Raw genomic sequence first — 24,533 nt, forward strand, 5'->3', positions numbered from 1 at the left:
CGCGCAGAACAGAAAATAATTGCAATTAGACCTGAACCATCGTCTGAAGCTCCGCGCTGCCGAACTGCAGCTGCATTTGTCCGTTTCCTAATCTTACGGATTCCAGATTCAGCTTAGGATCCTTGAATCCGGGATCGGCTTCCAACGCTTTAAGAAAATAACATTGCGCTTGTTCCAGATGAGCGTTGATAGCCTGTATGCAACCTAAGGCGTTTAACGCGATCGCTTGGAGCCGATTCTCCTCGGCAATGGCAGCAATCAGTTGAAAATGCCGCTGCGCTTCGCTCCATTGCTTGAGATGCATACGGGACATGGCCAGAAACATGCGCGCGGAGAGCATATCCGGATAGATGGCGATCGCTTCCTCCATCTGTTCCGAGGCATGCTTGAACATATGGAGCTTAAAGTAACCCTGGCCTTTAACGAATGGTCCGAGTAGCTTCTGCGCATCGAGCGAGGCCGTGGATTGTTGTTGCAGTTCCCGGAAAGCGCCCATCTTGTCTTCGAATTGCAACCATGACTCAATAATATCATCACTTAGCGTTTTGAGCATGTCCCATTGTTGCTGAAGCGCGATTTTTTCTCCGTTAGATGCCGTCGGATAACGTAGGATGAGATCGTCCAGTACTTCGTTCATTGTCTCGAACCATTGCCGAATCATCGATCGTTCCCCCTTGTCGCAGTAAAACCGTACTGTCATTCTGCGTTTCGGGGAGTGGTTTCATACGTGTTACAAAACGGTCGAATGAGGCTCTTCCGCCAACAATTTGACAACTTCGTTGCGTTCGTTCATAATCGCGACCCGCGGATGGTGGCGACGGGCTTCCTCGTCGCTCATTAATCCGTAGTTGATGATAATGACTTGATCTCCGGGCTGCACGAGTCTCGCCGCCGCTCCGTTCAGGCAAATTACGCCGGAACCTCGCGGGCCGGGAATCGCGTACGTCTCGAATCGGGCTCCGTTGTTATTGTTTACGATCTGTACTTTCTCGTCGGGTAAAATATCGACCAACTCGAGCAAATCCTGGTCGATCGTTACGCTGCCCACGTAATTCAAGTTGGCTTCCGTAACCGTCGCGCGATGTATTTTGGCTTTCATCATTTGGCGGAACATATATAAGCACCTACTTCCGTTGGTTTAAGCAATCGGTTGTCGATCAATCGTGTACGGCCGAAACGCACGGCAACAGCGATTAGAAGGTTGGAATCTGTTTCGAATAGCGGCATGTCGCCATCCGGAGGACTTAGATCAGGATACGTCAATACATCGACGTAATCAATATCCGCGAGGGGCGATTGCCCGATAAAATCCTTCAAGCTGGCGATGAGCCGCGTTGCGTTCATGCCTTCCGCGATCCATTCGGGTATGCGGGCGAGCGACTTCGACAGAACGAGCGCTTCTTGCCTTTGCTCCGGACTAAGATACACGTTGCGTGAGCTTAGCGCCAGTCCGTCCTCTTCCCGCAGAATCGGGCATGGCACGATTTCGACCGGAATGTTCAAGTCCTGCGTCATCCGTTCGATCACGGCGACCTGCTGAGCGTCCTTCTGCCCGAAATAGGCGCGATCGGGCTGAACGATGTTGAACAGCTTCACGACGACCGTCGCGACTCCGTCGAAGTGCCCGGGACGGCTAGCGCCGCATAACCTGTCGGTCACGTCGTCCACGGTAACCGTCGTTACCCTCCTACGCGGGTACATCTCTTCGACGGACGGAAGAAAGACGATATCCGCTCCCGAATCGGAAGCTACGCGAATATCGCGTTCCTCGTCACGAGGATACTTATCCAAATCTTCTCCGGGACCGAACTGAATCGGATTCACGAATATGCTAAGTACGGTCAATCCGTTATCGGTAGCGGACTGGCGGATCAAGCTTGCATGGCCGTCATGCAAATATCCCATCGTCGGAACGAATCCGACGGTGCTGTCGGCCTTGCCCGATTCCCGTTGCTTGAAATTCGCGATTTCGCTCCTTAATTCGGCGATTTTGCGAACGATTTTCGGATTTGTCTTCATTTGCCTTCTCCTCCGTACAGCTTGGTTCCCAAGCCCGAAGATTGCGATTGCGACGAATCCATGGGGAAAGAATGTTTCTCTTCGGGGAACGCCTTCGTTCTTACTTCTTCCACGTATTCCGTGAGTGCATTACGAATCGTATCGCCGATATTGGCGTAGCTTTTGACCATTTTCTTATCGCGAATACCGGAGCCGTAACGAAGCACGTCGTGATAGACGAGCACTTGGCCGTCACATCCGCGGCCCGCGCCGATTCCGATCGTCGGAATGCCGATGGAATGCGTCACTGCGGCCGCCAGCTCCTCCGTAACGAGCTCCAGCACGATGGCTGAGGCTCCGGCTTGCTCTAACGCTTTCGCGTCCGCAAGCATCTTCTCCGCTTCCTGACTGCTCTTGCCTTGAACCCGGTATCCGCCGATCTGAAGCACCGATTGGGGGGTCAAACCGATATGGCCTACCACGGGGATGCCTGCCGAGGTCAGCAGCCGGATTTCGTCGGCGAGTTCCTCGCCGCCTTCCAGCTTCACCGCATGCGCTCCACCTTCTTGCATGATTCTGGCCGCATTGCGTAGCGTAGATTCCGGACCCAGACGGTACGTCGCGAACGGCATATCGGTGACGATCATCGTGCCTGGCGCTCCGCGAACGACGGCACGCGTATGATAAATCATGTCTTCAAGCTTGACGGGAACGGTCGTATCGTATCCAAGCACGACATTGCCGAGCGAATCTCCGACGAGAATGATGTCCACGCCCGCTTCTTCCGCCAGCATGGCTGACGGATAATCGTAGGCCGTCAGCATCGCGATCGGTTTTTTCTGGCTCTTCATCGCCCTTAAGCGCGGTACGGTCAATGCTTGTTTCATGGGGAGTTCCTCCTAGGAATGACAGGATGTAGCAACAAAAAAAACCTATTTCGCCCATGAGCAAAAAAGGTTCCCATTCAACATAGAACGCCCTTCACGTCCTTCTGTCTCGGTCCTTTCGGCTCAGAGCAGAATCCGCCGCGAATCATTGACGGTATTCAATTACTGTTACATGCTTCACTGCGTTTCATGCTAGATTAATACTTCCATGCAAGTGCGGTTTGCTCAAAGCAATACCACCATGCACAGAAATTATAACAGAATTCGCAAGCGACGTCTATGAACGGACAGCTCCGTAGAAGGATCGACCGCCAAACTACCGATTAGCACGCTGCAAACGTACTACACTGCTTCCGGCCCGCCGGAAGCAGTGAAAGCTACAGCCTACTACTCTTGTCTGACGCCGACTTCCGCCGAATATACCGTGCGCAAGCTTCCATCGGCCATTTCCACTTTGAGACCGCCCATATCGTCGAGCCCTCTCGGTATGCCTTCGATGGCCTCCTGAGGCGTGAACAGCGTCGTCAGGTGGCCGAGCGTAACGGAGTGCGCCTCCCATAACGTACGGATCGGCGCGAAGCCCTGCTCAAGAAAAAGATCATATAAGAGTTCGAATTCGACGAGAATGGACGCTACGAGCTCGCTGCGGTTAACCGGAGCGCCTGCCGCCATTTTCAGAGAAACGGCTTTCTCGAGCAGCTCCTCCGGGTAATCTTCCGCATCGAGATTCACCGAAATCCCCATACCTACGACTACGTAACGCAAACGCTCGTCCTCCGCGGCCGATTCAAGCAGGATTCCGCTGATTTTCTTGCCGCCGACGAGCAGATCGTTCGGCCACTTGATCCCGATCTCCAAAGGAACGATACGCGAGATCGCACGGCTAAGCGCAACTGCGGCAAGCAACGTCAACTGCGGGGTAAGCGGCAAAGGAACCGGAGGACGGAGCAACAAGCTCATCCATACTCCTTTGCCCGCCGGGGACACCCAATAACGTCCCATGCGGCCGCGCCCCTTCGTCTGCTGCTCCGCGATCACGAGCGTACCTTCCTCCGCGCCTTCCTCGGCAAGCTTTCGCAGTTCGTCTTGCGTCGAGGGGACGGTTTCCAACAGCTTAATTTGTCTTCCGAATCGTTTCGTCTGAAGCTTCGGAAGCAGCTCTTGCAGAGACAACCGTGACGGCTTGCCGGTTAAGCGGTAACCGAGACGGGGTACCGCGTCGATCTTGTAGCCGTCCGATTCAAGCTTACGCACCTGCTTCCAGATGGCGGTTCTGCTCACGTTCAGCTTCCGGCTGATTTCTTCTCCGGAAACGTATTGACCTGCTTCGGCTTCCAATAGACTTAACAAGCTCATCGTGCCCATTTCGTTTTCCCTCCGTTCCTTACCCGTCATACCCCTCGGACTCCATATCCGTTCGTGCTGCCTCCAGCAATGCAAGCTTCTCGTTCGGAACTTCGCCGAAAGCAACTTCCTCGAGCAAGCGTAGCAGCATCTCGGCAAGCCACGGGCCAGGACGCCGTCCTAATTCATTCGCAAGCTCATCTCCGCGAACGTTAAGCTCCGATACCGACGTAACGGGTAATTGCGCTAACCATTCCGAGCGCTCGTCCGCCGAGACCGTGTCCCATGCTCCGGTCATGACAAGCCAATCCAATGCTACCGCCCGGCCGTAATCAAGCACCGCATAGGTCCATCCCTCATAAGGGAATTCCTCATCGTAAGCGGCTATTTGTTCATTCATACCGACGACGCCGGCGATCCGCTCCGCTCTTTTGCCGCTCAAACGGAGAGCCCGGCATAATAATCGTCCGTCCTCTTCGCTTATGCCCATCCCGCACAGCAGAGCGGTCCACCGCAGATCGGGATCAATCAACAAGGGCAGGTTGGCAAGTTGGCTTTGTAAACCGTCCGCCGAAGCTGAGAACGCTCCTCCCCACTTGTCCCACTCCCAGGAAAGAGAATTCAAACGGTATTGCTCGGCGGCATGGACGACGGCGTCGGGAATCTCTTCCTTCAAGTTACCAAGCAGTCCGCTTTTGAACAAGTAGTGACACGCTTGCTCGGGTCCGCGGCCGGCCATCATCTTATCCCACTCCGAGCTGACTCGCTCGATGGCCACTTGCCTTAACTTGGCCCGGTTTCCGATGATCGCCTGCCATACGTCGGGCAACAGCTCGAATTCGAACTCCGCCGCGAATCGGATCGCCCGGAGCATTCTTAACGCGTCTTCCCCGAAACGTTCCGTTGCGTTGCCGACGCATTGCACGACGCCCGCCCGCAGCGCGTCCTGTCCCCCGTAAGGGTCGACGATCGTTCCGTCGGAACCGAACGCCATCGCGTTAAACGTAAAATCCCGACGTGCCAGATCGTCTCGTACGTCATGCACGAACGTCACGGAATCCGGCCTCCGCGCATCGGAATAGCCGGTTTCTTGGCGAAATGTCGTAATCTCGAAAGCCCGCCCGCCTTCCATCACGGTGACCGTTCCATGCTGCAATCCCGTCGGCAACGTTTTCTCGAAGAGCACCATAACTTCCTCGGGTTTGGCCGAAGTCGCGATATCGACGTCATGCAAAGGGCGACCCATCAGTCGATCCCTTACGCTGCCTCCTACCAAATACGCCTGATATCCGCTTCGCTCAAGCTTACGGACAAGCTCCAATCCTTCTATCCACCAGGGATCTTCGTCGCGGACGATATCGTTCTCTTCTATCCATTCAAACATTCGACTTCACTTCCTTCGGCCGCCCGATCGGCGACCTCTATATCACGCATTCAATTGTTGCAAGCAGGTACGGGCACTTTCAGCGGCATTCCAAGCACCCGGTAATAGATTTCCTCGTATTGGGCCGTGATCAGCTTGTCGCAGAACACGTGGTGCGCGCGCTGTAAGCAAGCTTCCCGGAAATCCGCGTAAAGCTTCTCGTCGTTCAGCAATCTCAGCGCGTTACCCGCCATGTCCGCGGTATCGCCGATCGGGGACAAATATCCCGTTTTCCCGTGCTGCACGAGCTCGGGGATACCTCCGGCCACGGAACCGATCGTCGGCACGCCGCAAGCCATAGCTTCAAGCGCCACGAGTCCGAAGCTCTCTTTCTCCGAAGGAAGCAGCATCAGATCGGCGATCGAGATGACTTGAGCCACGTCGTCTTGTTTGCCGAGAAAATGAACGCGGTCCGACAATCCCATCGCATTGATTTTCGTTTGAATTTTAGGCAAATCCGGTCCTTCGCCGACGAGCACGAGCCGCGACGGAACTTTGGCGTTCACCTTCGCGAAAATGTCGACGACGTCCGTCGTCCTCTTCACCGGACGGAAGTTCGAGATGTGCATGAGCACTTTCTCGTGCGGTTCCGCGTAATCCCGTCTCAGATCCGTACACTCGCGTGGATAGTAAATCCGTTTGTCCACGAAGTTATAAGTTAAATCGATCGGCTCTTGAATGTCCAAGAGCTCTCTCGTCTCCTTGATCAAGTCCCGGCTAACGGCGGTTACCGCGTCGCTCTGGCGAATTCCCAGCCTAATGATGTCCTTCAACGTTTCGTCCTGCGCCAGCACCGTAATATCCGTCCCGTGAAGCGTCGTAACGACCTTTAAGCCGTCTCCGGCCATTTGCTTGGCCAATATGGCGCAGATCGCGTGAGGAACCGCATAATGAACGTGAAGCAGGTCCAGCTTCTGCAGGCGGGCTACCTGATTCATCTTGCTCGCGAGCGACAAATCGTAAGGAGGATAACGAAACACGTAATAATCCGACACTTCTACTTCGTGGTAGAAGATGTTGCGATGGAATTTCCCCAACCGGAACGGCATGCTATGAGTAATAAAATGAATTTCGTGGCCCTTCTCGGCCAGCAATTTACCGAGCTCGGTCGCGACTACCCCGGAGCCTCCAAGAGAAGGGTAACAGGTGATACCGATTTTGAGCGGACGATCCATGTCGATTCCTCCTTTCTTCCTCTAACTATATTCCCTTATTATTCGCCATTAGAAGCGTTCAAGCCCAACCGGACCTTTGGCGATGAAGCCTTCGGCGTATTTCCATTTCTTCGGTTGGCCCAGGAGCCTGTCCCGCGCTTCGATATTGTCCAAATAAGCGCCCGTCAGCGGCGTCTCTACCCAATCCCCTTCGTTAACGCCCGGCATGAATTGCGAGCGGTACGCTTTAAGGGCGTTCATCTTCGTCTCGTGAACGTCGCTGATATCGATTAACAGCTGCGGAGGATGAGCGTCGTTAATAAAGTAAAAATAAAGCTGTTCGACGGTCCAGGCCGGAAGATCCGGCATGTACCTCCTCAGCTTGGCGTTAAACACGGCTTCCTCCGCCATCCGGCTGCAAGTAATATGATCCGGATGGCGGTCTACGTGATACGGGGCGAAGACGATCCGCGGACGATACTTGCGGATCGCGGCCACCATGAGATCGGTTTGTTGGGCTCCTACGGACAATTTCCGGTCGGGCAATCCCAGGTTATCCCTAACGGTCAAGCCGAGCACGGCGGTAGCTTCCGCCGCTTCTTTCTGTCTCGTGTCCACGTTGCCGTTGGACGACATTTCCGCATAAGTCAGGTCGATGATTCCGACCTTGCTTCCCTCTTGGACATGCTTGGCGATCGTTCCGCCCATGCCGATCTCCGCATCGTCGGGATGGGCGGCGAATACGAGCAAATCCAACGTTACCGGCGCGCGTTCGCTCATTCTTCGATCCCCGGCTTATATTTATGTACGAGTTCGCGCCATGCGAAATCCCCTCGTTCAAGCGCTTTGATCAGCAACTCCCCGGTGGCCACGTTCGTAGCGACCGGAATGCCTTGCACGTCGCAAAGGCGAAGCAAAGCGATGATGTCCGGCTCATGGGGTTGCGCCATGAGCGGATCCCGGAAAAACAAAATAAGATCCATCGTGTTCTCCGCTACGCGAGCGCCGATTTGTTGGTCCCCTCCGAGCGGTCCGGACATGAAACGATGAACGGATAACGACGTGTTTTCCATAATGCGCGTACCCGTCGTACCCGTCGCGTACAATCTATGATCCTTCAATACGTGTTCGAATGCGATTGCGAAATTGACCATCTCATCCTTCTTACGGTCATGGGCGATCAAGGCGATGTCTATCATGGGAACAATCTCTCCTCCGCTAGTCTAAGAAGTGCTCGAATCCGTATATCATTCCGGTAACGTTCATGATTTTCTTGATCGCGGTGTTGACACCCGGCATATAACCGGCGCGATCGTACGAATCGTGGCGAATTTTGAGCGTTTGCCCGAATGCACCGAAGACGACTTCTTGCTGGGCGAACACGCCCGGCAACCTTACGCTATGTATGCGAAATCCGTTATAATAACCGCCGCGCGCGCCCTCGAGGACTTCTTCTTCGTTCGGGTTGCCCTGGCGAAGCTCCTGCCTTGCTTCCGAGATCCATTCCGCCGTCTTGATCGACGTACCGGACGGAGCGTCTAATTTCTGGTCGCCATGGTATTCAATGATTTCCACATGGGGAAAATACTTGGCAGCCATCGCGGAAAATTTCATCATGAGAATGGCTCCGATCGAGAAGTTCGGAGCGATCAGCCCGCCGATTCCTTGTTCGCGGCACTGCTTGTCCAATTCGACGATTTGCTCGGGCGTGAACCCCGTCGTGCCGATGACCGGGCGTACTCCGTGAGCAAGCGCCGTCACCGTGTTGGGCATCGCGGATTTCGGATTCGTGAAGTCTACGAGGACGTCCGCGCGACTTGTCGATAACGCGTCGGCGAGAGACGAAGAAACGAGGACGCCGGTATCGGCTTTGCCGACCAACGTACCGGCGTCAACGGGGCCTGACGACGTAGCTATCGCGGCAACGAGTTCCAACGCTGAATCCTCCAGCACCATCTTGACGACTTCGCGTCCCATTCTCCCGGTTGCGCCCGCCACCGCTACTCTGATCGTTTGCGACATGTGAAAGATCACCTATTCCTTTGCGGATTGTATTGTGAATACTGATGTTTGAGAAGACGGCGCCTTTCGGCTCGCACTTCGTGCAGCAGCCGTTTGGCTTCTTCGTTCTGAGGCTCCAACTGCAGGGCGTCGCGCAAAGATTCGAGCGACTGCTTGTAATTACGTTGCATCCGGTATAGAATACCGAGGATTAGCCTCGCATCGGCGGATAACGGATCAAGCTGGGCTGCTTCCTTAAGCATCTCGACGCAAGCCTCGATATCCGGGACGGGCGCGGCTAACAATTGGCGGACATCCGAGATTCGCTGCCTGGATTCGATCATGCGCAGGTTCAATGAATACGCCTGATTGTCCGGCTGTAATTGCGCGGCCTTACGGGCGTAAGCAAGAGCAAGCGCTAACTTGCCGCTTCTGGCGCACGTGATGGATCCGCTGTAAAGATACGCCGCGTTGTCCGGTTCAAGCGCGATCGCTTGCCCGAACCAATGCACCGCCAATTCGAAATCCCCTTGAAAGATGGCATCGTAAGCTTGTCGAAGGCACGTTTCCCCGTCCATGCCGACCATCCCTCCCTTTCATGCAGGATATGGGGATAGTTCAGCATATGACGGTCAGGCGTTATCGGTGTGCTTCTTCGTCCATCTGTCGGCGTCCCGGGTATTGAATTTCTCCATGACTTTACGGTGTGCTTCCGTCAAGTCGATGCCGAGAGAATTCGCGAAACAGGTTACGATAAACAAAATATCTCCAAGCTCTAGCTCGATGGAATTGTCGGCCTCGTCCTTTTTTTTCGGCTTCTCTCCGAACTGGTGATTGACTTCCCTAGCCAGTTCCCCGACTTCCTCGGTCATGCGGGCAAGCATGGACAGCGGGGAGAAGTAGCCCTCTTTGAATTGCGAGATGTATGCATCCACGTCGCGTTGAATGTCGGCGAGCGTGCGTTCCGACAGCGACAGATCGGCTATGCGAGATTGTGACATCGTCCGTTTCCTTTCATGAAGGTTTCTATCCTATGTTAGCGTAAGATGTATGCGAAAACAAATGCATTTTTGGAGGAATAGTCCCATGAATCAAGCTCGTCTCTGGAGCTCCGTCAAAACTTGGAGCTTGCTCGTCGTCGGAACGGCGCTTTACGCGTTCGGCCTGCAGTATTTCATCATTCCGAATTTATTGATGGAAGGCGGCGTAACCGGCGTAGCCGTATTGCTGAATTACGCGTTGGACTTGCCCGTCTGGCTTACTTCGCTGGTCATTAATCTTCCCTTGTTCCTCCTAGGTTGGCGTCAGCTCGGCAAGAGCGCGATGGTCTATACGCTTGCCGGGACATTGATGCTATCCCTATTTCTCTGGATCGCGGAATTGCTCGTCGATAACGGCTGGCTCGTTCCGTTCCGTTCCGAGCAGGACTTCATCCTTGTCGTACTCTATGCGGGCGTAACGCTAGGCATCGGTCTAGGACTCGTATTCCGCGCCGGCGGGACGACGGGCGGCGTCGACATCATCGCGCGAATCTTGCACCGTCTGAAAGGCTGGAGCATGGGACAAATTATCCTTTCGCTCGACGTGCTCATTCTCGGCGTCTCCTTGCTTTTCATTCCGAAGGAAAAAGTGCTCTATACGCTCGTTAGCGTGTTCATCGCCTCCAAGATCATCGACTTCATCCAAGAAGGCGCTTATGCGGCCAAAGCCTTTACCATCTTGTGCAGTCAGCCGGAAAAGCTGGCGAAGGAAATCACGAAAGAGCTAGACCGCGGCGTAACGCTGATGCCGGCTGTCGGAGCATTTTCCGGCGAGCACAAAACGATCGTCTATTGCGTCGTCAGCCGTTTCGAAATCGGCAAATTAAAAAGCCTCGTCCGTCAACACGACCGGAGGGCTTTTATCGTCATCAACGATGTGCACGACGTATTGGGCGAAGGCTTCCGAGAGGAATAACGGAAGCCTCCGCGACGTCTATTTCTTGTTCTTCCAACGTTTCAACAACTTTTCGGCCGCATCTTCTTGCTCATCTAGCGGTTCTCTTCTCTTGTTTGGACCTATCCCCGTATTTTGTTCTACCTTATAACGTCTCCAGCCAACCCATGTCAGCACCGTTACGATGAACGAGCCCATCATCGCCGACCATCCCCAAGACGGAGGCATCGGAAGGGGCGGAACGAGCGCGCCCGACGTTTCCTTCTGTCCGGGGAACAATCCGATGATCGCTTCCCTGAGCGGCGCGACGATCCCGCGAAGCAAACCGGGCGTTAAGGTTTCTCCTTGTACGATCCGGGTCGCGTAACGCACGGACGAATCCGCTTTTTCGACGATCCAAGGCTCCGAATGAAGCAATGCAGCTGTCCGAATCATTCTATAATGCTCCACCAATTGACCGACTGCTGCGTTAACCGATTCAGGCACGGGGCCGGGCAGGGCTGTCGATAGAGGCATAGCCTCCTCGAGCGTGGCCAAATCGTTCAGAAAAACCGTCCGATAAGTATGCCAGATCGGGCGATCGGGATGAGCCAGCTCGTCCGCCGCGAGTCTTAGCTCCGCCGCTCCCGCCTTCCATTTCCCTTCATCGGGCTTTAAGGCTACGGATGTCCGTTTCATGTCCGCAACGCTCTGCGCCAGAGCGTGAATGCCTTCGGCGGTTGCGATGCCCTGCATCGGCAAACTCCGGAATTGACGCTCAAGGGCGGCTAGACGGGCCATTGCGACATCGAGCTTGCCTTCGTTAACCGCAGCATATAGTTGCTCAGCTTGCGATAGGAAACGCGCGTAAGCTGCTTGTGACTTCGTGGATTGTTGCGAGTCCGCATTAACCCTCGGCATGCCGCATAACAACGCGATCATCGCCAGCATGCCAGGCAACAAGACCTTCATCCGTACGATTCGCCGTAACGTCAAATGAAACCCAAGCACGAACATCCCCTCCTACCCCATGGATATGAGGGGATGTCCGCATTTAGAACGACTTGTCCGTCTTCACCGCCTCCGAGCTCGGGAGGAACCGCCCCAGCGCGGCTGCCATGACGCTAAACGCGGTCAGTACGAATGTAAACAAGCCTACGTAGAAAATATCGTCTTCCAATTGCCAAGGCAAATATGGGTAGACGCCATACGTATAATCGACCGTATCGTTCAAGAAAGTCCAAGCCGCCGCGGCAAGTAAAGCCAAGCCGCCGAAATTGAAAAACCTTGCGTAAAGGAGAGCCGTGACGGCCATGGCGGAATGCCCGATGATAAGCATCCAATGCTCCCCTTGCAGGACGTCCCCTTGGGCTTGACCGGCGAAAATGATGGCGGTCGCCCAGACGCCGTATTTGACGGAAGTGACGACGCCCAGCGCCTCCACGACCCCTCTTATGCCATTCACCCATGCCATCCGGGACGGCTTAGGCGATATCCATAACCAGAGCAGCGCGATCGCGAAAAATAACGAGGCCGTCGGACTGTCCGGAACGAACGGGATTTGCCAAGCCGGATGCTCCGACCATACGCTGGCCAATTGATCCTTATACCAATAATATCCGTATGCCGTTCCCGGAATATAGACCAGCATCAGCAGCAAAAGCGTCGTGGGGTGAAGCAGGATGCTGCGGGATAGAAACCATTTTAACCAATACATTGGCGCTCCCCCTGTTTCATAAAAAAACCTGACCAATAGCGGTCAGGTTTAGAGCAGATCGGCGAAACGATTATTTCGCCTCTGCTTTTTGTTTGGATAACCAAGTTGCGATCTTATCGATTTCCTCGGTGCTTAGATTGTCTTTAAAGGCTGGCATGTTTCCGTTCGCTTTGCCGTTCGTAATCGTTTCGACGAGCTCTTCCTTGCTAAGAACGTCTCCGATTCCGCGCAGCGTAGGACCGTTCGCGCCTTCCAATTCGGCTCCGTGGCAAGCGATACATTGCGCTTTGGTCATCGTTTCCGTGAATGCCGGATCGTCGGCCGCTACCATCGCGGCGATTTTCTCTCTGCCCGGTACCGGACGAGGCAAACCTTTCTCGATGGCTTCGCGCGCTTTGATCTCACGCTCGATATGCTCCGGAATTTGACCGTTGATTTCCAACTCGTGCTCGTAGTGATTCCAAGACACCCAAGTCAGGTAAGCAACCGCGACGAGCGACACGAGCATCAAAGAAGATGCGATCGGACGACGGTAGAAGCGGCGCTCTTTGCCCGTGTCGAGGAAAGGAGCAAGCAGCAAGGAGATGAACGGCAATCCGGAAAGACCGAGAATACCAAGCACGATGTAATCTCCGGAAGCGTACGGATATTTCAACAATTGATACAGGAACAGGAAGTACCAGTCCGGCATCGGAATAAACGCGCTGTTAAGCGGATCAGCCGGGTAACCGAGCGGCGCCGGTTCGGCAATGACCAGAGTCAAGAAGCCTACTAGAACGACGACTCCAACCATCCATTCCTTCAGCAAGAAGTTCGGAATAAACGCTTCCGACTTGCCCGGGAATGCAGTATAGTCAGGCGGAACTACGTTCGAGTGGTCTTTTTTGCGCACGCGAGAGTCGCCTATGAAAACGATCTTCTCGTTTGGATCGTGTTTATGTGCCATCGCTTGTCACTCCTCTCTCTTACAGCGGCCCGGAAATGCCCTGTTTTCGAATCATAAAGAAGTGTCCCGCAAGCAATGCCAACAGCACGCCCGGCAAGAAGAACACGTGGATTGCGAAGAAGCGCGTCAGAGTTTGGGCGCCGACGATCGTACCACCGTTCATTAACTCCTTAATGTAATCGCCCAAGAAAGGTACAGATCCAGCGATTTCCAGACCGACCTTCGTCGCGTAATACGCTTTGTTGTCCCATGGAAGCAGGTAACCCGTGAATCCAAGGCCCAACATGACGAAGAAAATCAGCATTCCAACAACCCAGTTCATTTCACGAGGCGCCTTATAAGAGCCGGTGAAGAAGACGCGAAGAGTATGTAGGAACATCATTACGATAACAAGGCTCGCGCCCCAGTGATGCATGCCGCGCACGATCGCTCCGAAAGCGACTTGGTGCTGCAGGTAGTCTACGCTGTAATACGCGTTAATAATGTCTGGGACGTAATACATCGTCAGAAACATCCCCGAGAGGATCTGAATGACGGTAATGAAGAACGTCAATCCGCCGAAACAATAAACGAAAGCGGAGAAGTGATGCGCCGGGTTGACGTGCTCAGGCACCTCGTGATCGGCGATATCTCTCCACATCGGCGTAATATCCAGACGTTCGTCGATCCAGTTATACATGTTTTTGAACATTGGGACGAAACGCCCTCCTTCTACACGCGAGTATTCGGTTCAAGCGGTCCTAGGTAAACCCAGCCGTTTTCCCTTTTGACTTGATACTCGTCAAGCGGCTTCGGCGCTACCTTCAGGTTTTTGCCTTCTTTGTTGTAGCGCGCGCCGTGGCAAGGACAGTGGTACAAGTTCGGTGCCTCTTCGCCGCTCCAACCGATCGTGCAACCCAAGTGTTTGCATACCGGCGATAGCGCGAAAATATTGCCCTTTTCGTCCTTCGTTATCCATGCCTGCATTTTCGGATCGCTTTCGTACCAACCGTCAACCTGATGAACTTTGAAATCCACCTGTTGCGGCTCGCTCGTTACTTTGCTTTCTTCGATTGCTTTAACGAAAGCGCCTTTTTCCTTCTTTTGCAATATAGGATCTACGGCAAAGCGGATCATTGGTAAAATGGCCCCGCCCGCCATGAAGGCTCCTGCTCCGCCAAGCGTGTACGACAGAAATTGCCTTCTCGACATTTCTTTTCGCTTAACCGGTTTATGCGTGGTTTCTTGCTGCTCATTGTGGTCCATTCGTTCTACCCCCTTTGCCACACCAATCTCGCGTCCACTACGGACTTTACCATTTGTTCACAAGGACATAACTATAATAGCCCACGCGCTATGGAGCGTCAAGAATAGGCCTGAGAGTTTCCCTCCTCGGCGGGATTTGCGCAACTAAAATGTTCTCAAATTGTCACAATTCCCCGTGTAACGTGTCTGCCTATTGTTTGCTCGAAGTGGCCTGCCTTATGCGCGATGCGGGTCAAAATATGGTTTCTCTCCGGAATCGGCTTATTCCGTCGCCGCAACCGGCTTTCGCCATAAATCCGCAAGCGACTTGGAGATTTTGTGAGCTTCCGGCTCTTCGCCTTCCGCTACCGGGCCGACGAATAGATCCGCTCCTAGCAGCTCGTCCTTCGTCATGGTCTGACCGCTTACGACGACGACGTAACGAAAGCCGACGCCTTTCATGCTCGCGATTAACCGTTTCATCCGTTCCGGCCGATCTTCGTCGTTGCCTCCGTAATGATACGCCGGCATCGTGACCGTCCGACCGCGGAACGCTTGCTCGAGCGGAGCCAGCCATCGGCCGGCCGACGCGATCTTATTCGTCGCTTCCCAAGGCGCTTCTTCTCCGGTCATTCCGGACAAGGGCAATAAGCACGTATCCAAATACGGTTGCAGCTCCGGCCAGCTATTTTCTTCGATTTCGCTGAATTTCATCTTTGTCTTCCACTCCCGCGTCATGTTAAGAGCCGACTGCTCGGCAATGTTCTTGCCGGCTCGGCTTTCCGGCGACTTGCCGCCTATTTATCGTACACTATCCGGAGCACGAAAAAAACCCGCCTAATGAAAGGCGGGTTCACGCGAAAAATATCGATCTGCATTCCCTCGTCAAGCAAATCTCGGGATTAACGTTCGATCGTTTTCAATTCGTCGGTAAGACGTCGAAACGACTCCACGTCCCCGTGCGCAAGCGCTTCATCGATCTCGTGATATATTTTTTCCGTCCGGTAATTGCGCAGCGCTTCGTCCAGGACCATTTCTGCCGCCAATCCCAGCATCGTCTCGTAGGCGACTTTCATGTTGTCCATTCGTTGCACCTCCGAAATCCGGCATTAGGTCGCCCTCGCTCAAGAGCTTCCGATTTGCTCATCTTTACTTTCTTAGCTACTAAATCATATTCAGCGCTGACAGCCCCGTTCAAGACGATAGCCCTGTTGCCGATCAATGTACCATCGCCTATTACGCCGAAGGATATTAAGTGGGCGTTCTTCCCGTCAAGAAACCCTGGCCTTGAGGAGTTACCTTGACGACATCTTCTCCCGTTTCCGTTTGCCCCCAGCGCAGAACGCCGAGATGCATGAGCATGAAGAGCACGCGACGTTCGAGTACGTCTCTTTGAGTGTCGTAATAATAGGATCGTACCAGCGGTTGCAAAATGCGGAAGATGGATTCGACGGTCGCCCAATCGGTCGTAAGCCGCATGATCCATTGCGCTAATGCTTGCAAATTCGGTATCGGCCCTTTGTACAGGCGAAGCCAGCAACGGTAAATTGCCGTCGAATCGGGTTTCTCTCCTCCGTCGGCGAACGCTCTTCCTTTTTCCGTTACCGTCAAACGTTCCGGCTGTTCGGAGATGTAGCCTTCTTGGTGCACGAAATCGTACAGCAGCGAGAAACGATCCGGATAATCCCGGAACTTCCTGCCGTACCCGAATCTCCAGCCTCCCCTCGTCGGAATCGTCTCTGCGACGGAAAGCTGTTCGAGAGATTGCGTGATTTGACGTTTGTACATGACGCCTTCGGAGGTTAAAGGAATATCGTTGTCCCTGACGAAGCGCAAGAAATGAACGGAGTCCTCGGCGAGTAAGCTGCGCTCGTCCCGATAGACCGGCGGTTCTTCCATGACGATTAGAGAGCCGCGAAAGCGTTTCTCCAACGCGTCGCCCAGACGGACTTTTACATCCTCCGGAACTTGGTATAAATAACGCGTTTGCTGAGAAAAGCCGCTGAACAACCAACCGAATCTCTTGAAGCGGATAATGGACATCCTCGCGGTTTCGTCCGGACCGGGCTGCGGCTTCTGAGCTGCGTTTTTCCCTTTTCGGATTCGGCTCCTTGATTGCGTAACTGCTTGCGAGGATATCGCGGCCGAAGGCATTGCGTCAGACGGGTTAGACGAGGCTTGCCCGTCGGCCGACGCGGCAGGTTCCCCTCCGAGAGCTCTGGCTTTCAGCTCTTCCAGGCTATATGCCGTTCGGGTCTCGAAAATGAGCGAGTTCAAAAAACGGAGATCGTTGCCCGTCATCTCTCCTACCCTTGATTCCATGACGTCCCGTCTCTGGACCGTCGACAAAATCGATTGAATGAGCTCGTTCTTGGAATGGCTGCTGCAATCGCAATCATAAGCTTCGGCAATCGCGGTCAGTTCGGCGATATCGGCATAACAGAGCATATCGGCCAAGTTCATCGGCATTCCCCGCTTCGTGGAGGATTTACTTTTCAGTATGGGCGCGCGAAGTCGGTCTTAAACGTAAGGTTACGCGGAGAAAAACGCAAAAAAAATCCGGTAATCTACCGGATCGGGGTTTAACCTATTTGATTAGATGTTGCTTCGGTAAGATGGGCAGTGCAATTATGAAGCAGCGGCATCCATCCGTCGGTTTGCTTCTCCAGCACGGTCAAGGACATGTTGAGCAGATGGAAATCGTCCAAGCCGGAGCATAAAGATTGAAGCATTCTCGCAAGGAAACTTCCGTGCGTAACGATTAACCACGACTCTCCCGCATGTTTCTCGGTCAGTTCCCGCACGAATTCGTTCCCGCGCAGGTAAATATCGTCGTCGCTTTCCTGATCCGGCACGAGCTTGCGCCAGTTCTCTCCCCAGCGCGATAAACGCTCCGCCAACGTCGTCCCTTCGGCTGCTCCGAAAGCACGTTCTCGCAGTCGGCCGTCTTTGATCAACGGAATGCCTAACCGTTCGGAAATGATTTCAGCCGTTCTCGCTGCCCTTAGCAAATCGCTGCAGTATATTCCGTCCCAGCGATCTTCTTCGCGTGACAACCGCTCGGCAAGCAAATGCGCTTGCTCAACGCCCTCGCGGCTTAACGGAATATCGGTTACGCCTTGAATTTTGCCCAGTTGATTCCACTCCGTGATGCCATGGCGCACCCAACCGATTCTCGTTGCCATCGTCATGAACGTACTCGGGAAAACCAATTCAAGATGAGCAATGTCATGATCATGCCGACGATGGATAGGGCAACCCAGTATTCGGGCATGGCAGGCGAAACGTTCAGCATGATCGGATCGCTGAGGCTGGCCATCGGTACATCGAAATGAATGCTGTCGCTTGCTTGATGGCCTGCCGAGAACGCGTTAGCGGACCTCAGGAAACCCGAACCGTCGGTATTGCCATGAAGGCGTCCGTACAGCGTATATAGGAATCCGCACACGAATAACGCGAACAATGCGGCGAGAATGCCCGCCACCTTCCTTCGAAAGCCGTACGAGAACGAGTAGGTCCGACGAACCGCCGGCATGTACCAGCTTTGTTCTGCGTATATGCGATTCATGACGTTCTGATTCACCCAAGCCGAAGTGATCTCTTCCTCTTCATCGGCCTCCGTCATCGGAAGCTCCTGGATCAGCATCGCGCTCTCTTCCCACATCTGGAACTCTTCCGCGCACGCAGAACACGTCTGAACGTGTCGATCGATGGCTAGCCTCTCTTCGGAATTTTCCGGCAAATCCCGATAGATCCCGAACTTTTCTCCCGCTTCCTCGCATTTCATCGCAGTTTCATCTCCTCGTACTCCTTCATGATGGCCGGTTCAGCAAAGTACGATTCCAATTGAATCTTCACACTGGCTCTTGCCCGGAACAACAACGATTTGACGGAGCTTACCGTCTGACCTAGAATATTGGCGATTTCCTGGTAATCCATGCCATCGTATTCCCTGAGGATCAGCGCGGAGCGTTGTTTCTCAGGCAAGCTGTTGATAGCTTCCCTCACCATGGTAACCTTCTCGTTGCGCAGCAACCGCTGCTCGGGCGCCTCTTCCGGAGGAGCTGCCGGTATGTATGTGGAATCGTCCAGTGACAGATGCGCCGTCTTCTGTTTGCGCAATTCACTGAGAACCGTATTGCGTGCGATCGTATATAACCACGTCGAGAAGGAAGCGTCCACTTCCCGAAACGAATGCAAACTTCGATAAGCTTTGTAGAACGTTTCCGAGCTGATGTCTTCGGCCATGATTTCCAGCTTGGCGCTCTTCAGCATATGGAAGACGAACGATAATATTTTCTTCTGATAACGTCCCATTAACGTCGAGTACAACTCAACGTTACCGTCTTTGATTTCCCGTATTAATTGGGAATCGGTCATCATAACCGCGACCCTCCCCCCGATATAGGGTGAACGTTCGCAGCCGGCATCTTACCTATTGTACCGGCCAAAAACGAAAAAGTTGCGCTCATCGGCGCATGAATTGTTTGTAAGCCAGTATTTTACAAATTCTACTTGCTATTGTAACACATTAACAGGCTTATTTAGCTTAAAAATTTCTCAAATTTTGCAGTGAATTGAGTCCTTAATATAGGTTTTTCGCAAAAAAGCCATATAGACAAAAAAAATCCACCCCGGAGGGTGGTTGCACATAGTGCTAGGATTGGATAGGAGTGGAGAGAAACCATACTGTACTTTTATTATATGTATACGGTTACATTTTGTCAATAAGCGTTTACATTTTATTTTAAAGCGTTTACAGGGCGATAAAAATGAAAAAAGGAGCTGCTGCCTGATCAGCAACCGCTCCTCTTCCCGATTACATATGGACGTCATATCCCAAAGTTTTCAATAATTCCGTCGCGCGGTCCAAATCCTCGGATTGCTGGAACGAAAGCCGCATCACTCCCGGCACGTCCTCCCTGCTCTCGATGATCTGCAGGTTGCTTAGATTGATCTTGGCTTGGCCGAGCTCGGTCGCGATCTTGCCGATAATGCCGGGATGATCCGGAACGTCGACATAACATTCATGCAGCGAAGTAATCATCCCTTTGCGACGTTCCGGCAATTGGCTGCGGAATGCTCCGGCGCGTCGGAATTGCTCGGCCACCCCTTCTCCGTCCCCTTGCTCGAGCAGCTCGGCGAACCGATCCATCTCGCCTTGCCATTCGCGAATCAACTTAAGCATGACCTCGCGGTTATTTACCAGTATGTCCCGCCATATCAGCGGATCGCTGGAGGCTATTCGGGTAATGTCCCTAAATCCGCCGGCCGCTAAACGTCTATATAACTCGTTGCTTTCGTTGTAGCCGGCGACTTGGTTAACCAACGCCACCGCGATGACATGCGGCAGATGACTGATCGCTCCCACGATATCGTCGTGCTGCACGGCATCCGTCTTGACGATATGGGCTCTCGTCCACTTCAGAAGTCGTTCCAGCTTCGTTACGGCATCCGCCGGCGTATTCTCCGTCGGGGTCAACACGTAGAACGCGTTCTCGAGCAAAAGCAGGCTGGCTGCTTCCACGCCTGAACGCTCCGAGCCCGCCATAGGGTGACCGCCTATAAACACGGCGCCTTGGAGCGACAGCTTGTCTGCGTGCTTTACGACCGAAGCTTTCGTGCTTCCGACGTCGGTAATAATGCAGCCCGGCTTCAACGGGAGCTTAGACAGCTCCTCGACGTAATTTTCCAGATTGCCCACCGGTACGCATAGGAACAGAAAATCCGCGTCCATGGCCGCTTCTTCAATCGAAGTCGTAGCCCAATCGACGACACCACGTGCAACGTACTTCTCTGTCGAAGCGACGTTTATGGAGTGCCCGACCACTTCTACGCCCGGCTTGCCCTTGAAACAAAGCGCCAACGATCCGCCGATCAGACCGACTCCGAATATCGCGATTTTTGTTCTCTTTGAATCGTTCGATGCCGTAAACTCGCTAAACTCTCCGCTCATGCCTTCACACCTTTATCGCAATTTCTTGCAGCACGGCAGTCAACGCGGCGATGACCTTCTCGTTCTGCTCCCCGCTTCCGACCGTAATCCGGATGTGCGTAGGATAATGTCTGTGGCCCGGTCTAACGATGATCCCCTTGCGTAGAAGCGCATCGAACACTTCTTGCGCCGGCCTTTTCACGTCGACCATGATGAAATTGCCGTGCGCCGGAAACGCTTCAAGTCCGAGCTCGGCGAAAGAACGGTTATAATAAGCAAGTCCTTCTTTGTTTGCTACGCGGCATTTCGTTACGAAATCATCGTCCTGCAGCGCGGCGAGCGCGGCCGCTTGAGCGATACGGGAGGTATTAAACGGCTCGCGGACTTGGTTGATGCTGCGGATAACGTCCGGACGTCCGATTCCGAAGCCGATGCGCAACGAGGCGAGGCCGTAAATTTTCGAGAACGTTCTTAGCGTAACCACGTTCGGATAACGTTTCAACAGTTTGACGCCGTCCGGGAAAGACGGGTCGTCGATATATTCGCAATAAGCTTCGTCGAGAACGACAAGAACGCGGCCGGGGACCTTGGACAGGAATTGCTCCACTTCTTCCGCCGTATTGATCGTTCCGGTCGGATTGTTCGGATTGCATACCCAGATGACTTTCGTTTTGTCCGTCACTCGCTCCAGCATCGCATTCAAATCATGGGTGCCGTCGCGCAGCGGAACTTCGACGATCGTCGCGTTCTCGATCTGGCAATTATGCTTGTACTGCGGGAAGGTCTGATCGGCCATGATCGTCTCGTCGCCCGGCACTAGGAACGCGCGGGCGATCATTAGAATAATCTCGTCGGAGCCAGCTCCGAAAATGACCTGGTCCGCGTTAACCCCGTAATGGCCGGCAACCGCGTTCGTTAGATCGACGGCCGCACCGTCCGGGTAAATGCTGATGTTCTCCAATTCGCGCGCGATCGCTTCCTTGACTTTCGGGGAGCTGCCGAACGGATTTTCATTGGAAGCCAGCTTGAGCACTTCGGTCAAACCAAGCTCGCGTTTTACGTCTTCTACGGGTTTGCCCGGCTGGTACACGGGCAAGTGAATGATATTCGGTTTCGGTTGCATTTGTTTTTTCCCTCCTGAGATACGGCGAACGGAGCGTTTACGCTCCGCCTGAAGAGGCAGAGCGAATAAATCGCTCCGTATGGAAATGTGTATTCTATTGTGACACACCAACGCGGCACTGTACAGATTGGTTTTTTACGAATGGGTCGCGCGAGGTTTCAAATCGGCGATGAATTGCTGTACGGCCGCCAAACCCCGAGCCTTCTCGGTTGCGTCCGAGGAAGTCAGCAGAGGCAACGCTTCTTCCACTTGACGCACGATCGCGCTGCCCACGATTACACCGTCGCATTGGCCAGCGAAGCGTTCCGCGTGTTCGCGGGAAGAGATGCCGAAGCCTACGCAGATCGGCACGGAAGCCGACCGGCGAACGGTGCTCAAGAACGCGTCGATGCCTTCGTGGAACGTAGAGCGGACGCCCGTAACGCCTAACGACGATACGCAATAGACGAAACCTTTGGCTTGCGCGGCGATACGTTCAACTCGAGCTTCGGATGTTGGTGCCACAAGCGGGATCAAATGAATGCCATGGGCTTCGGCGAGCGCGCGCGCCTCGGCATCCTCTTCAAGCGGCAAGTCCGGAATAATGACCCCGCTGAAGCCGTTGTCCTTCAGCAAGCCGAAAAAGGTTTCCAAGCCTAGTTGCAACGCCGGGTTAAAGTAACTGAATAGGATAAAGGGCATTTGGACGCCGCGCGCTCTCGCCTTGGAGGCTACGGATATGCAATCGGTTAAGCTGATCCGGTTTTTCAGCGCGCGCTCGGAAGCCCGTTGAATAACGGGGCCGTCGGCAAGCGGGTCGGAGTAAGGAACGCCGAGCTCGATCATATGCGCGCCGGCGGCTTCGGCCGCTTGCACCAAGGAGACGGAAGTATCGAGATCGGGATCGCCCATCGTCATGAACGGAATAAGCGCAGTCTCCCCTCTCGCCTTTAATTCGGCGAAAACGGTATCGATCGCGTTAGGTACGGTAACCGTGCTCATGCTTGTTGTCCCTCCTCATTGGCCAAATACGACATGATCGACTCGACGTCTTTGTCGCCTCGTCCTGACAAATTGACGACGATGATCTCGTCTTTGCCCATCGTCGGCGCGATTTTGAGCGTCTGCGCGATCGCGTGCGCGGATTCGAGCGCGGGAATGATGCCTTCCGTGCGGGAAAGCAAGCTTAATGCATCCAACGCTTCCTTGTCCGTGATCGGCACGTATTCGGCGCGTTTAATATCCTTTAAGTAGGCGTGCTCGGGTCCGATGCCCGGGTAATCTAGACCGGCCGAGATCGAGTGCGCCGGAAGCACCTGGCCGCCTTCGTCCTGCAGCACATAACTCATCGAGCCTTGGAAGACTCCCGGACGACCTTTGGTCATCGTCGCGGCATGCTCTTCGGTATCCACGCCGCGTCCGGCAGCTTCCACGCCGACGAGACGAACGTCTTTATCGTCGATGAACGGATGGAAAATTCCGATCGCGTTGCTTCCGCCTCCGACGGCGGCCACGACGACGTCCGGCAGCCGGCCTTCGGCCTCTTGAATCTGCTCGCGAGCTTCAAGTCCGATAATCCGTTGAAAATCCCGGACCATCATCGGGTAAGGATGCGGTCCCGTTACCGAACCGAGAATGTAGTAGGTGTCGTCTACGTGGCTAACCCAATAGCGCAGCGTTTCGTTGCAAGCATCCTTCAACGTGCGCGTTCCCGACAAGACGGGAATGACTTCCGAGCCGAGAAGCTTCATACGGAATACGTTCAATTGCTGCCGCTTCGTGTCTTCTTCACCCATGAACACTTTGCATTCCAGTCCCATAAGCGCGGCTACGGTTGCGGTTGCCACTCCGTGCTGGCCCGCGCCTGTTTCGGCAATCACTTTTTTCTTGCCCATCCGTTTCGCCAGTACCGCTTGTCCGATCGTATTGTTGATTTTGTGGGCGCCGGTGTGGTTCAGATCTTCCCGCTTAAGATAGATTTTCGCCCCGCCCAGTTGCTCCGATAGCCGCTCGGCATAATACAAAGGCGTCGGCCGGCCGGAATACTGCTTTAGCAAATAGCGGACTTCCTCGAGGAAATCGGGATCGTCCTTATATTTCTCATACGCTTCCTCCAGCTCGATTAACGCGTTCATTAGCGTCTCGGGAACGTATTTCCCGCCGAAAGGACCGAAGCGTCCGTGTTGGTCTGGTACTTGACTCATGAGCTTGCCACCCTTTCCGCGAATGCGGCGATTTTGTCGTTGTCTTTCGTTCCGTCGGTTTCTACGCCGCTGGAAATGTCTACGCCGTCGGGACGGTAAGAACGAATTAAATCGTCGGCGTTATCGGGCGTAAGCCCGCCCGCGACGAATAATCGTAGGCCGTGCGCCTGCGCCGCGGCTTGGTAAGCCGGAATGACGTCCCAGCGGAACGTTTTGCCGGTCCCTCCGCCCGCGGTGTCGAGCAGAATCGTCGAGACGGCACCCTTGTACTCGGCGAGCCGTTCGGCGCCTCCGGCGCCACGAGAATCCGCGTCCGCTTGCTCCGTTATCGGTAGCGCACGCCATACTTCTACGTTGAATCGCTCGCCAATCTCCCGACTGAATGCCGGGGTTTCTTCTCCATGAAGCTGGACGACGTTCAGCGGTACGGAAGCTAAAGTCTCTTCCAGCTGCTCCATCGTCGGATTGACGAACACGCCGACCGTTAACGGAGGTTTACCGCCTGCCATCGGTACTTGGCTAGCGACCTCATGAAGCTTACCCGCCTGTTCTGGCGTTAGCTGTCTGCGGCTCTTGGCGAAAACGAAGCCGATATAATCGACCGGAAGACCGTTCATTCCCCGCAAAGTCGCTTCTTCTTTGATTCCGCATATTTTTACTCCGGATGAATTACGTTGGGTCATT

At 54.0% G+C, this 24,533-nt stretch carries 29 protein-coding genes; 1 reads left to right on the top strand and 28 read right to left on the bottom strand.

Going from position 1 to position 24,533, the window contains the following annotated elements:
* Positions 1–25: 25 nt before the first annotated feature.
* From D7Z26_RS03265 to D7Z26_RS03320, 12 genes are all read right to left on the bottom strand, one after another.
* On the bottom strand, positions 26–661 hold the full coding sequence (locus tag D7Z26_RS03265; RefSeq protein ID WP_120974636.1) for a tetratricopeptide repeat protein: 636 nt from the start codon (positions 659–661) through the stop codon (positions 26–28).
* Between the two features lie 69 nt (positions 662–730).
* Positions 731–1,114, bottom strand: coding sequence for an aspartate 1-decarboxylase (panD, locus tag D7Z26_RS03270; RefSeq protein ID WP_120974637.1), 384 nt, complete (start codon positions 1,112–1,114; stop codon positions 731–733).
* Positions 1,099–2,019, bottom strand: a complete 921-nt coding sequence (gene panC / locus D7Z26_RS03275) for a pantoate--beta-alanine ligase (protein WP_120974638.1) — start codon at positions 2,017–2,019, stop codon at positions 1,099–1,101. The genes panD and panC overlap by 16 nt, the downstream gene beginning before the upstream one ends.
* On the bottom strand, positions 2,016–2,885 hold the full coding sequence (gene panB / locus D7Z26_RS03280) for a 3-methyl-2-oxobutanoate hydroxymethyltransferase (RefSeq protein ID WP_120974639.1): 870 nt from the start codon (positions 2,883–2,885) through the stop codon (positions 2,016–2,018). The genes panC and panB overlap by 4 nt, the downstream gene beginning before the upstream one ends.
* Positions 2,886–3,272: 387 nt before the next feature.
* Positions 3,273–4,250 carry a biotin--[acetyl-CoA-carboxylase] ligase gene (locus D7Z26_RS03285; protein ID WP_120975007.1) on the bottom strand — a complete coding sequence of 326 codons (978 nt, stop codon included), beginning with the start codon at positions 4,248–4,250 and terminating at the stop codon, positions 3,273–3,275.
* Between the two features lie 19 nt (positions 4,251–4,269).
* The gene (locus D7Z26_RS03290; protein WP_120974640.1) at positions 4,270–5,613 is read right to left on the bottom strand and encodes a CCA tRNA nucleotidyltransferase; all 1,344 of its coding nucleotides are present in this window, start codon (positions 5,611–5,613) and stop codon (positions 4,270–4,272) included.
* A gap of 50 nt (positions 5,614–5,663) precedes the next feature.
* Positions 5,664–6,827: an N-acetyl-alpha-D-glucosaminyl L-malate synthase BshA gene (bshA, locus tag D7Z26_RS03295; RefSeq protein WP_120974641.1), complete on the bottom strand. Its 1,164-nt coding sequence runs from the start codon at positions 6,825–6,827 to the stop codon at positions 5,664–5,666.
* A 48-nt stretch (positions 6,828–6,875) separates the two neighbouring features.
* Positions 6,876–7,586, bottom strand: a complete 711-nt coding sequence (bshB1, locus tag D7Z26_RS03300; RefSeq protein ID WP_120974642.1) for a bacillithiol biosynthesis deacetylase BshB1 — start codon at positions 7,584–7,586, stop codon at positions 6,876–6,878.
* Positions 7,583–8,005: a methylglyoxal synthase gene (locus tag D7Z26_RS03305; protein ID WP_120974643.1), complete on the bottom strand. Its 423-nt coding sequence runs from the start codon at positions 8,003–8,005 to the stop codon at positions 7,583–7,585. Before D7Z26_RS03305 ends, bshB1 begins: the two co-directional genes overlap by 4 nt.
* 19 nt (positions 8,006–8,024) lie before the next feature.
* A complete protein-coding gene (gene dapB / locus D7Z26_RS03310) occupies positions 8,025–8,828 on the bottom strand; it encodes a 4-hydroxy-tetrahydrodipicolinate reductase (protein ID WP_120974644.1) in 804 nt (267 codons plus the stop codon).
* 8 nt (positions 8,829–8,836) lie between these two features.
* Positions 8,837–9,385, bottom strand: a complete 549-nt coding sequence (locus tag D7Z26_RS03315; RefSeq protein ID WP_158602173.1) for a tetratricopeptide repeat protein — start codon at positions 9,383–9,385, stop codon at positions 8,837–8,839.
* A 54-nt stretch (positions 9,386–9,439) separates the two neighbouring features.
* Positions 9,440–9,808 carry a nucleotide pyrophosphohydrolase gene (locus D7Z26_RS03320; protein ID WP_120974646.1) on the bottom strand — a complete coding sequence of 123 codons (369 nt, stop codon included), beginning with the start codon at positions 9,806–9,808 and terminating at the stop codon, positions 9,440–9,442.
* 85 nt (positions 9,809–9,893) lie between these two features.
* Between D7Z26_RS03320 and D7Z26_RS03325 the strand changes: the two genes are divergently transcribed.
* The gene (locus D7Z26_RS03325; protein ID WP_120974647.1) at positions 9,894–10,763 is read left to right on the top strand and encodes a YitT family protein; all 870 of its coding nucleotides are present in this window, start codon (positions 9,894–9,896) and stop codon (positions 10,761–10,763) included.
* 18 nt (positions 10,764–10,781) lie between these two features.
* Here the strand turns inward: D7Z26_RS03325 and D7Z26_RS03330 are convergent, their stop codons facing one another.
* The 16 genes from D7Z26_RS03330 to D7Z26_RS03405 form a co-directional block, all read right to left on the bottom strand.
* Positions 10,782–11,732 (bottom strand): sporulation protein YpjB, encoded by a 951-nt coding sequence (locus tag D7Z26_RS03330; RefSeq protein WP_158602174.1) that lies wholly within the window; start codon positions 11,730–11,732, stop codon positions 10,782–10,784.
* Positions 11,733–11,775: 43 nt separating this feature from the next.
* Positions 11,776–12,438 carry a DUF1405 domain-containing protein gene (locus D7Z26_RS03335; RefSeq protein WP_120974649.1) on the bottom strand — a complete coding sequence of 221 codons (663 nt, stop codon included), beginning with the start codon at positions 12,436–12,438 and terminating at the stop codon, positions 11,776–11,778.
* Between the two features lie 70 nt (positions 12,439–12,508).
* Positions 12,509–13,384: a menaquinol-cytochrome c reductase cytochrome b/c subunit gene (locus D7Z26_RS03340; protein ID WP_120974650.1), complete on the bottom strand. Its 876-nt coding sequence runs from the start codon at positions 13,382–13,384 to the stop codon at positions 12,509–12,511.
* Between the two features lie 19 nt (positions 13,385–13,403).
* A complete protein-coding gene (gene qcrB / locus D7Z26_RS03345) occupies positions 13,404–14,075 on the bottom strand; it encodes a menaquinol-cytochrome c reductase cytochrome b subunit (protein ID WP_120974651.1) in 672 nt (223 codons plus the stop codon).
* A gap of 20 nt (positions 14,076–14,095) precedes the next feature.
* Entirely contained in the window at positions 14,096–14,629 is a 534-nt protein-coding gene (locus D7Z26_RS03350) for a ubiquinol-cytochrome c reductase iron-sulfur subunit (protein WP_120974652.1), read from the bottom strand.
* A gap of 261 nt (positions 14,630–14,890) precedes the next feature.
* Positions 14,891–15,322: a DUF2487 family protein gene (locus D7Z26_RS03355; RefSeq protein ID WP_158602175.1), complete on the bottom strand. Its 432-nt coding sequence runs from the start codon at positions 15,320–15,322 to the stop codon at positions 14,891–14,893.
* A 188-nt stretch (positions 15,323–15,510) separates the two neighbouring features.
* Complete coding sequence (locus D7Z26_RS03360; protein WP_120974654.1) at positions 15,511–15,693, bottom strand: IDEAL domain-containing protein; 183 nt, start codon at positions 15,691–15,693, stop codon at positions 15,511–15,513.
* Positions 15,694–15,859: 166 nt separating this feature from the next.
* Positions 15,860–17,071: a hypothetical protein gene (locus tag D7Z26_RS03365; RefSeq protein WP_147423822.1), complete on the bottom strand. Its 1,212-nt coding sequence runs from the start codon at positions 17,069–17,071 to the stop codon at positions 15,860–15,862.
* Between the two features lie 119 nt (positions 17,072–17,190).
* On the bottom strand, positions 17,191–17,799 hold the full coding sequence (locus D7Z26_RS03370; protein ID WP_120974656.1) for a histidine phosphatase family protein: 609 nt from the start codon (positions 17,797–17,799) through the stop codon (positions 17,191–17,193).
* Positions 17,796–18,395, bottom strand: coding sequence for an anti-sigma factor family protein (locus D7Z26_RS03375; RefSeq protein WP_120974657.1), 600 nt, complete (start codon positions 18,393–18,395; stop codon positions 17,796–17,798). The genes D7Z26_RS03370 and D7Z26_RS03375 overlap by 4 nt, the downstream gene beginning before the upstream one ends.
* A complete protein-coding gene (locus tag D7Z26_RS03380) occupies positions 18,392–18,988 on the bottom strand; it encodes an RNA polymerase sigma factor (RefSeq protein ID WP_120975008.1) in 597 nt (198 codons plus the stop codon). Before D7Z26_RS03380 ends, D7Z26_RS03375 begins: the two co-directional genes overlap by 4 nt.
* 439 nt (positions 18,989–19,427) lie before the next feature.
* The gene (locus D7Z26_RS03385) at positions 19,428–20,564 is read right to left on the bottom strand and encodes a prephenate dehydrogenase (RefSeq protein WP_120974658.1); all 1,137 of its coding nucleotides are present in this window, start codon (positions 20,562–20,564) and stop codon (positions 19,428–19,430) included.
* A 4-nt stretch (positions 20,565–20,568) separates the two neighbouring features.
* Positions 20,569–21,666, bottom strand: coding sequence for a histidinol-phosphate transaminase (gene hisC, locus D7Z26_RS03390; protein ID WP_120974659.1), 1,098 nt, complete (start codon positions 21,664–21,666; stop codon positions 20,569–20,571).
* Between the two features lie 135 nt (positions 21,667–21,801).
* Positions 21,802–22,647: a tryptophan synthase subunit alpha gene (gene trpA / locus D7Z26_RS03395; protein WP_120974660.1), complete on the bottom strand. Its 846-nt coding sequence runs from the start codon at positions 22,645–22,647 to the stop codon at positions 21,802–21,804.
* A complete protein-coding gene (trpB, locus tag D7Z26_RS03400) occupies positions 22,644–23,849 on the bottom strand; it encodes a tryptophan synthase subunit beta (RefSeq protein WP_120974661.1) in 1,206 nt (401 codons plus the stop codon). The genes trpA and trpB overlap by 4 nt, the downstream gene beginning before the upstream one ends.
* Complete coding sequence (locus tag D7Z26_RS03405) at positions 23,846–24,532, bottom strand: phosphoribosylanthranilate isomerase (protein ID WP_120974662.1); 687 nt, start codon at positions 24,530–24,532, stop codon at positions 23,846–23,848. The genes trpB and D7Z26_RS03405 overlap by 4 nt, the downstream gene beginning before the upstream one ends.
* Position 24,533 lies beyond the last annotated feature (1 nt).

It is taken from the genome of Cohnella endophytica, assembly GCF_003628305.1.
GTDB lineage: Bacteria > Bacillota > Bacilli > Paenibacillales > Paenibacillaceae > Cohnella > Cohnella endophytica.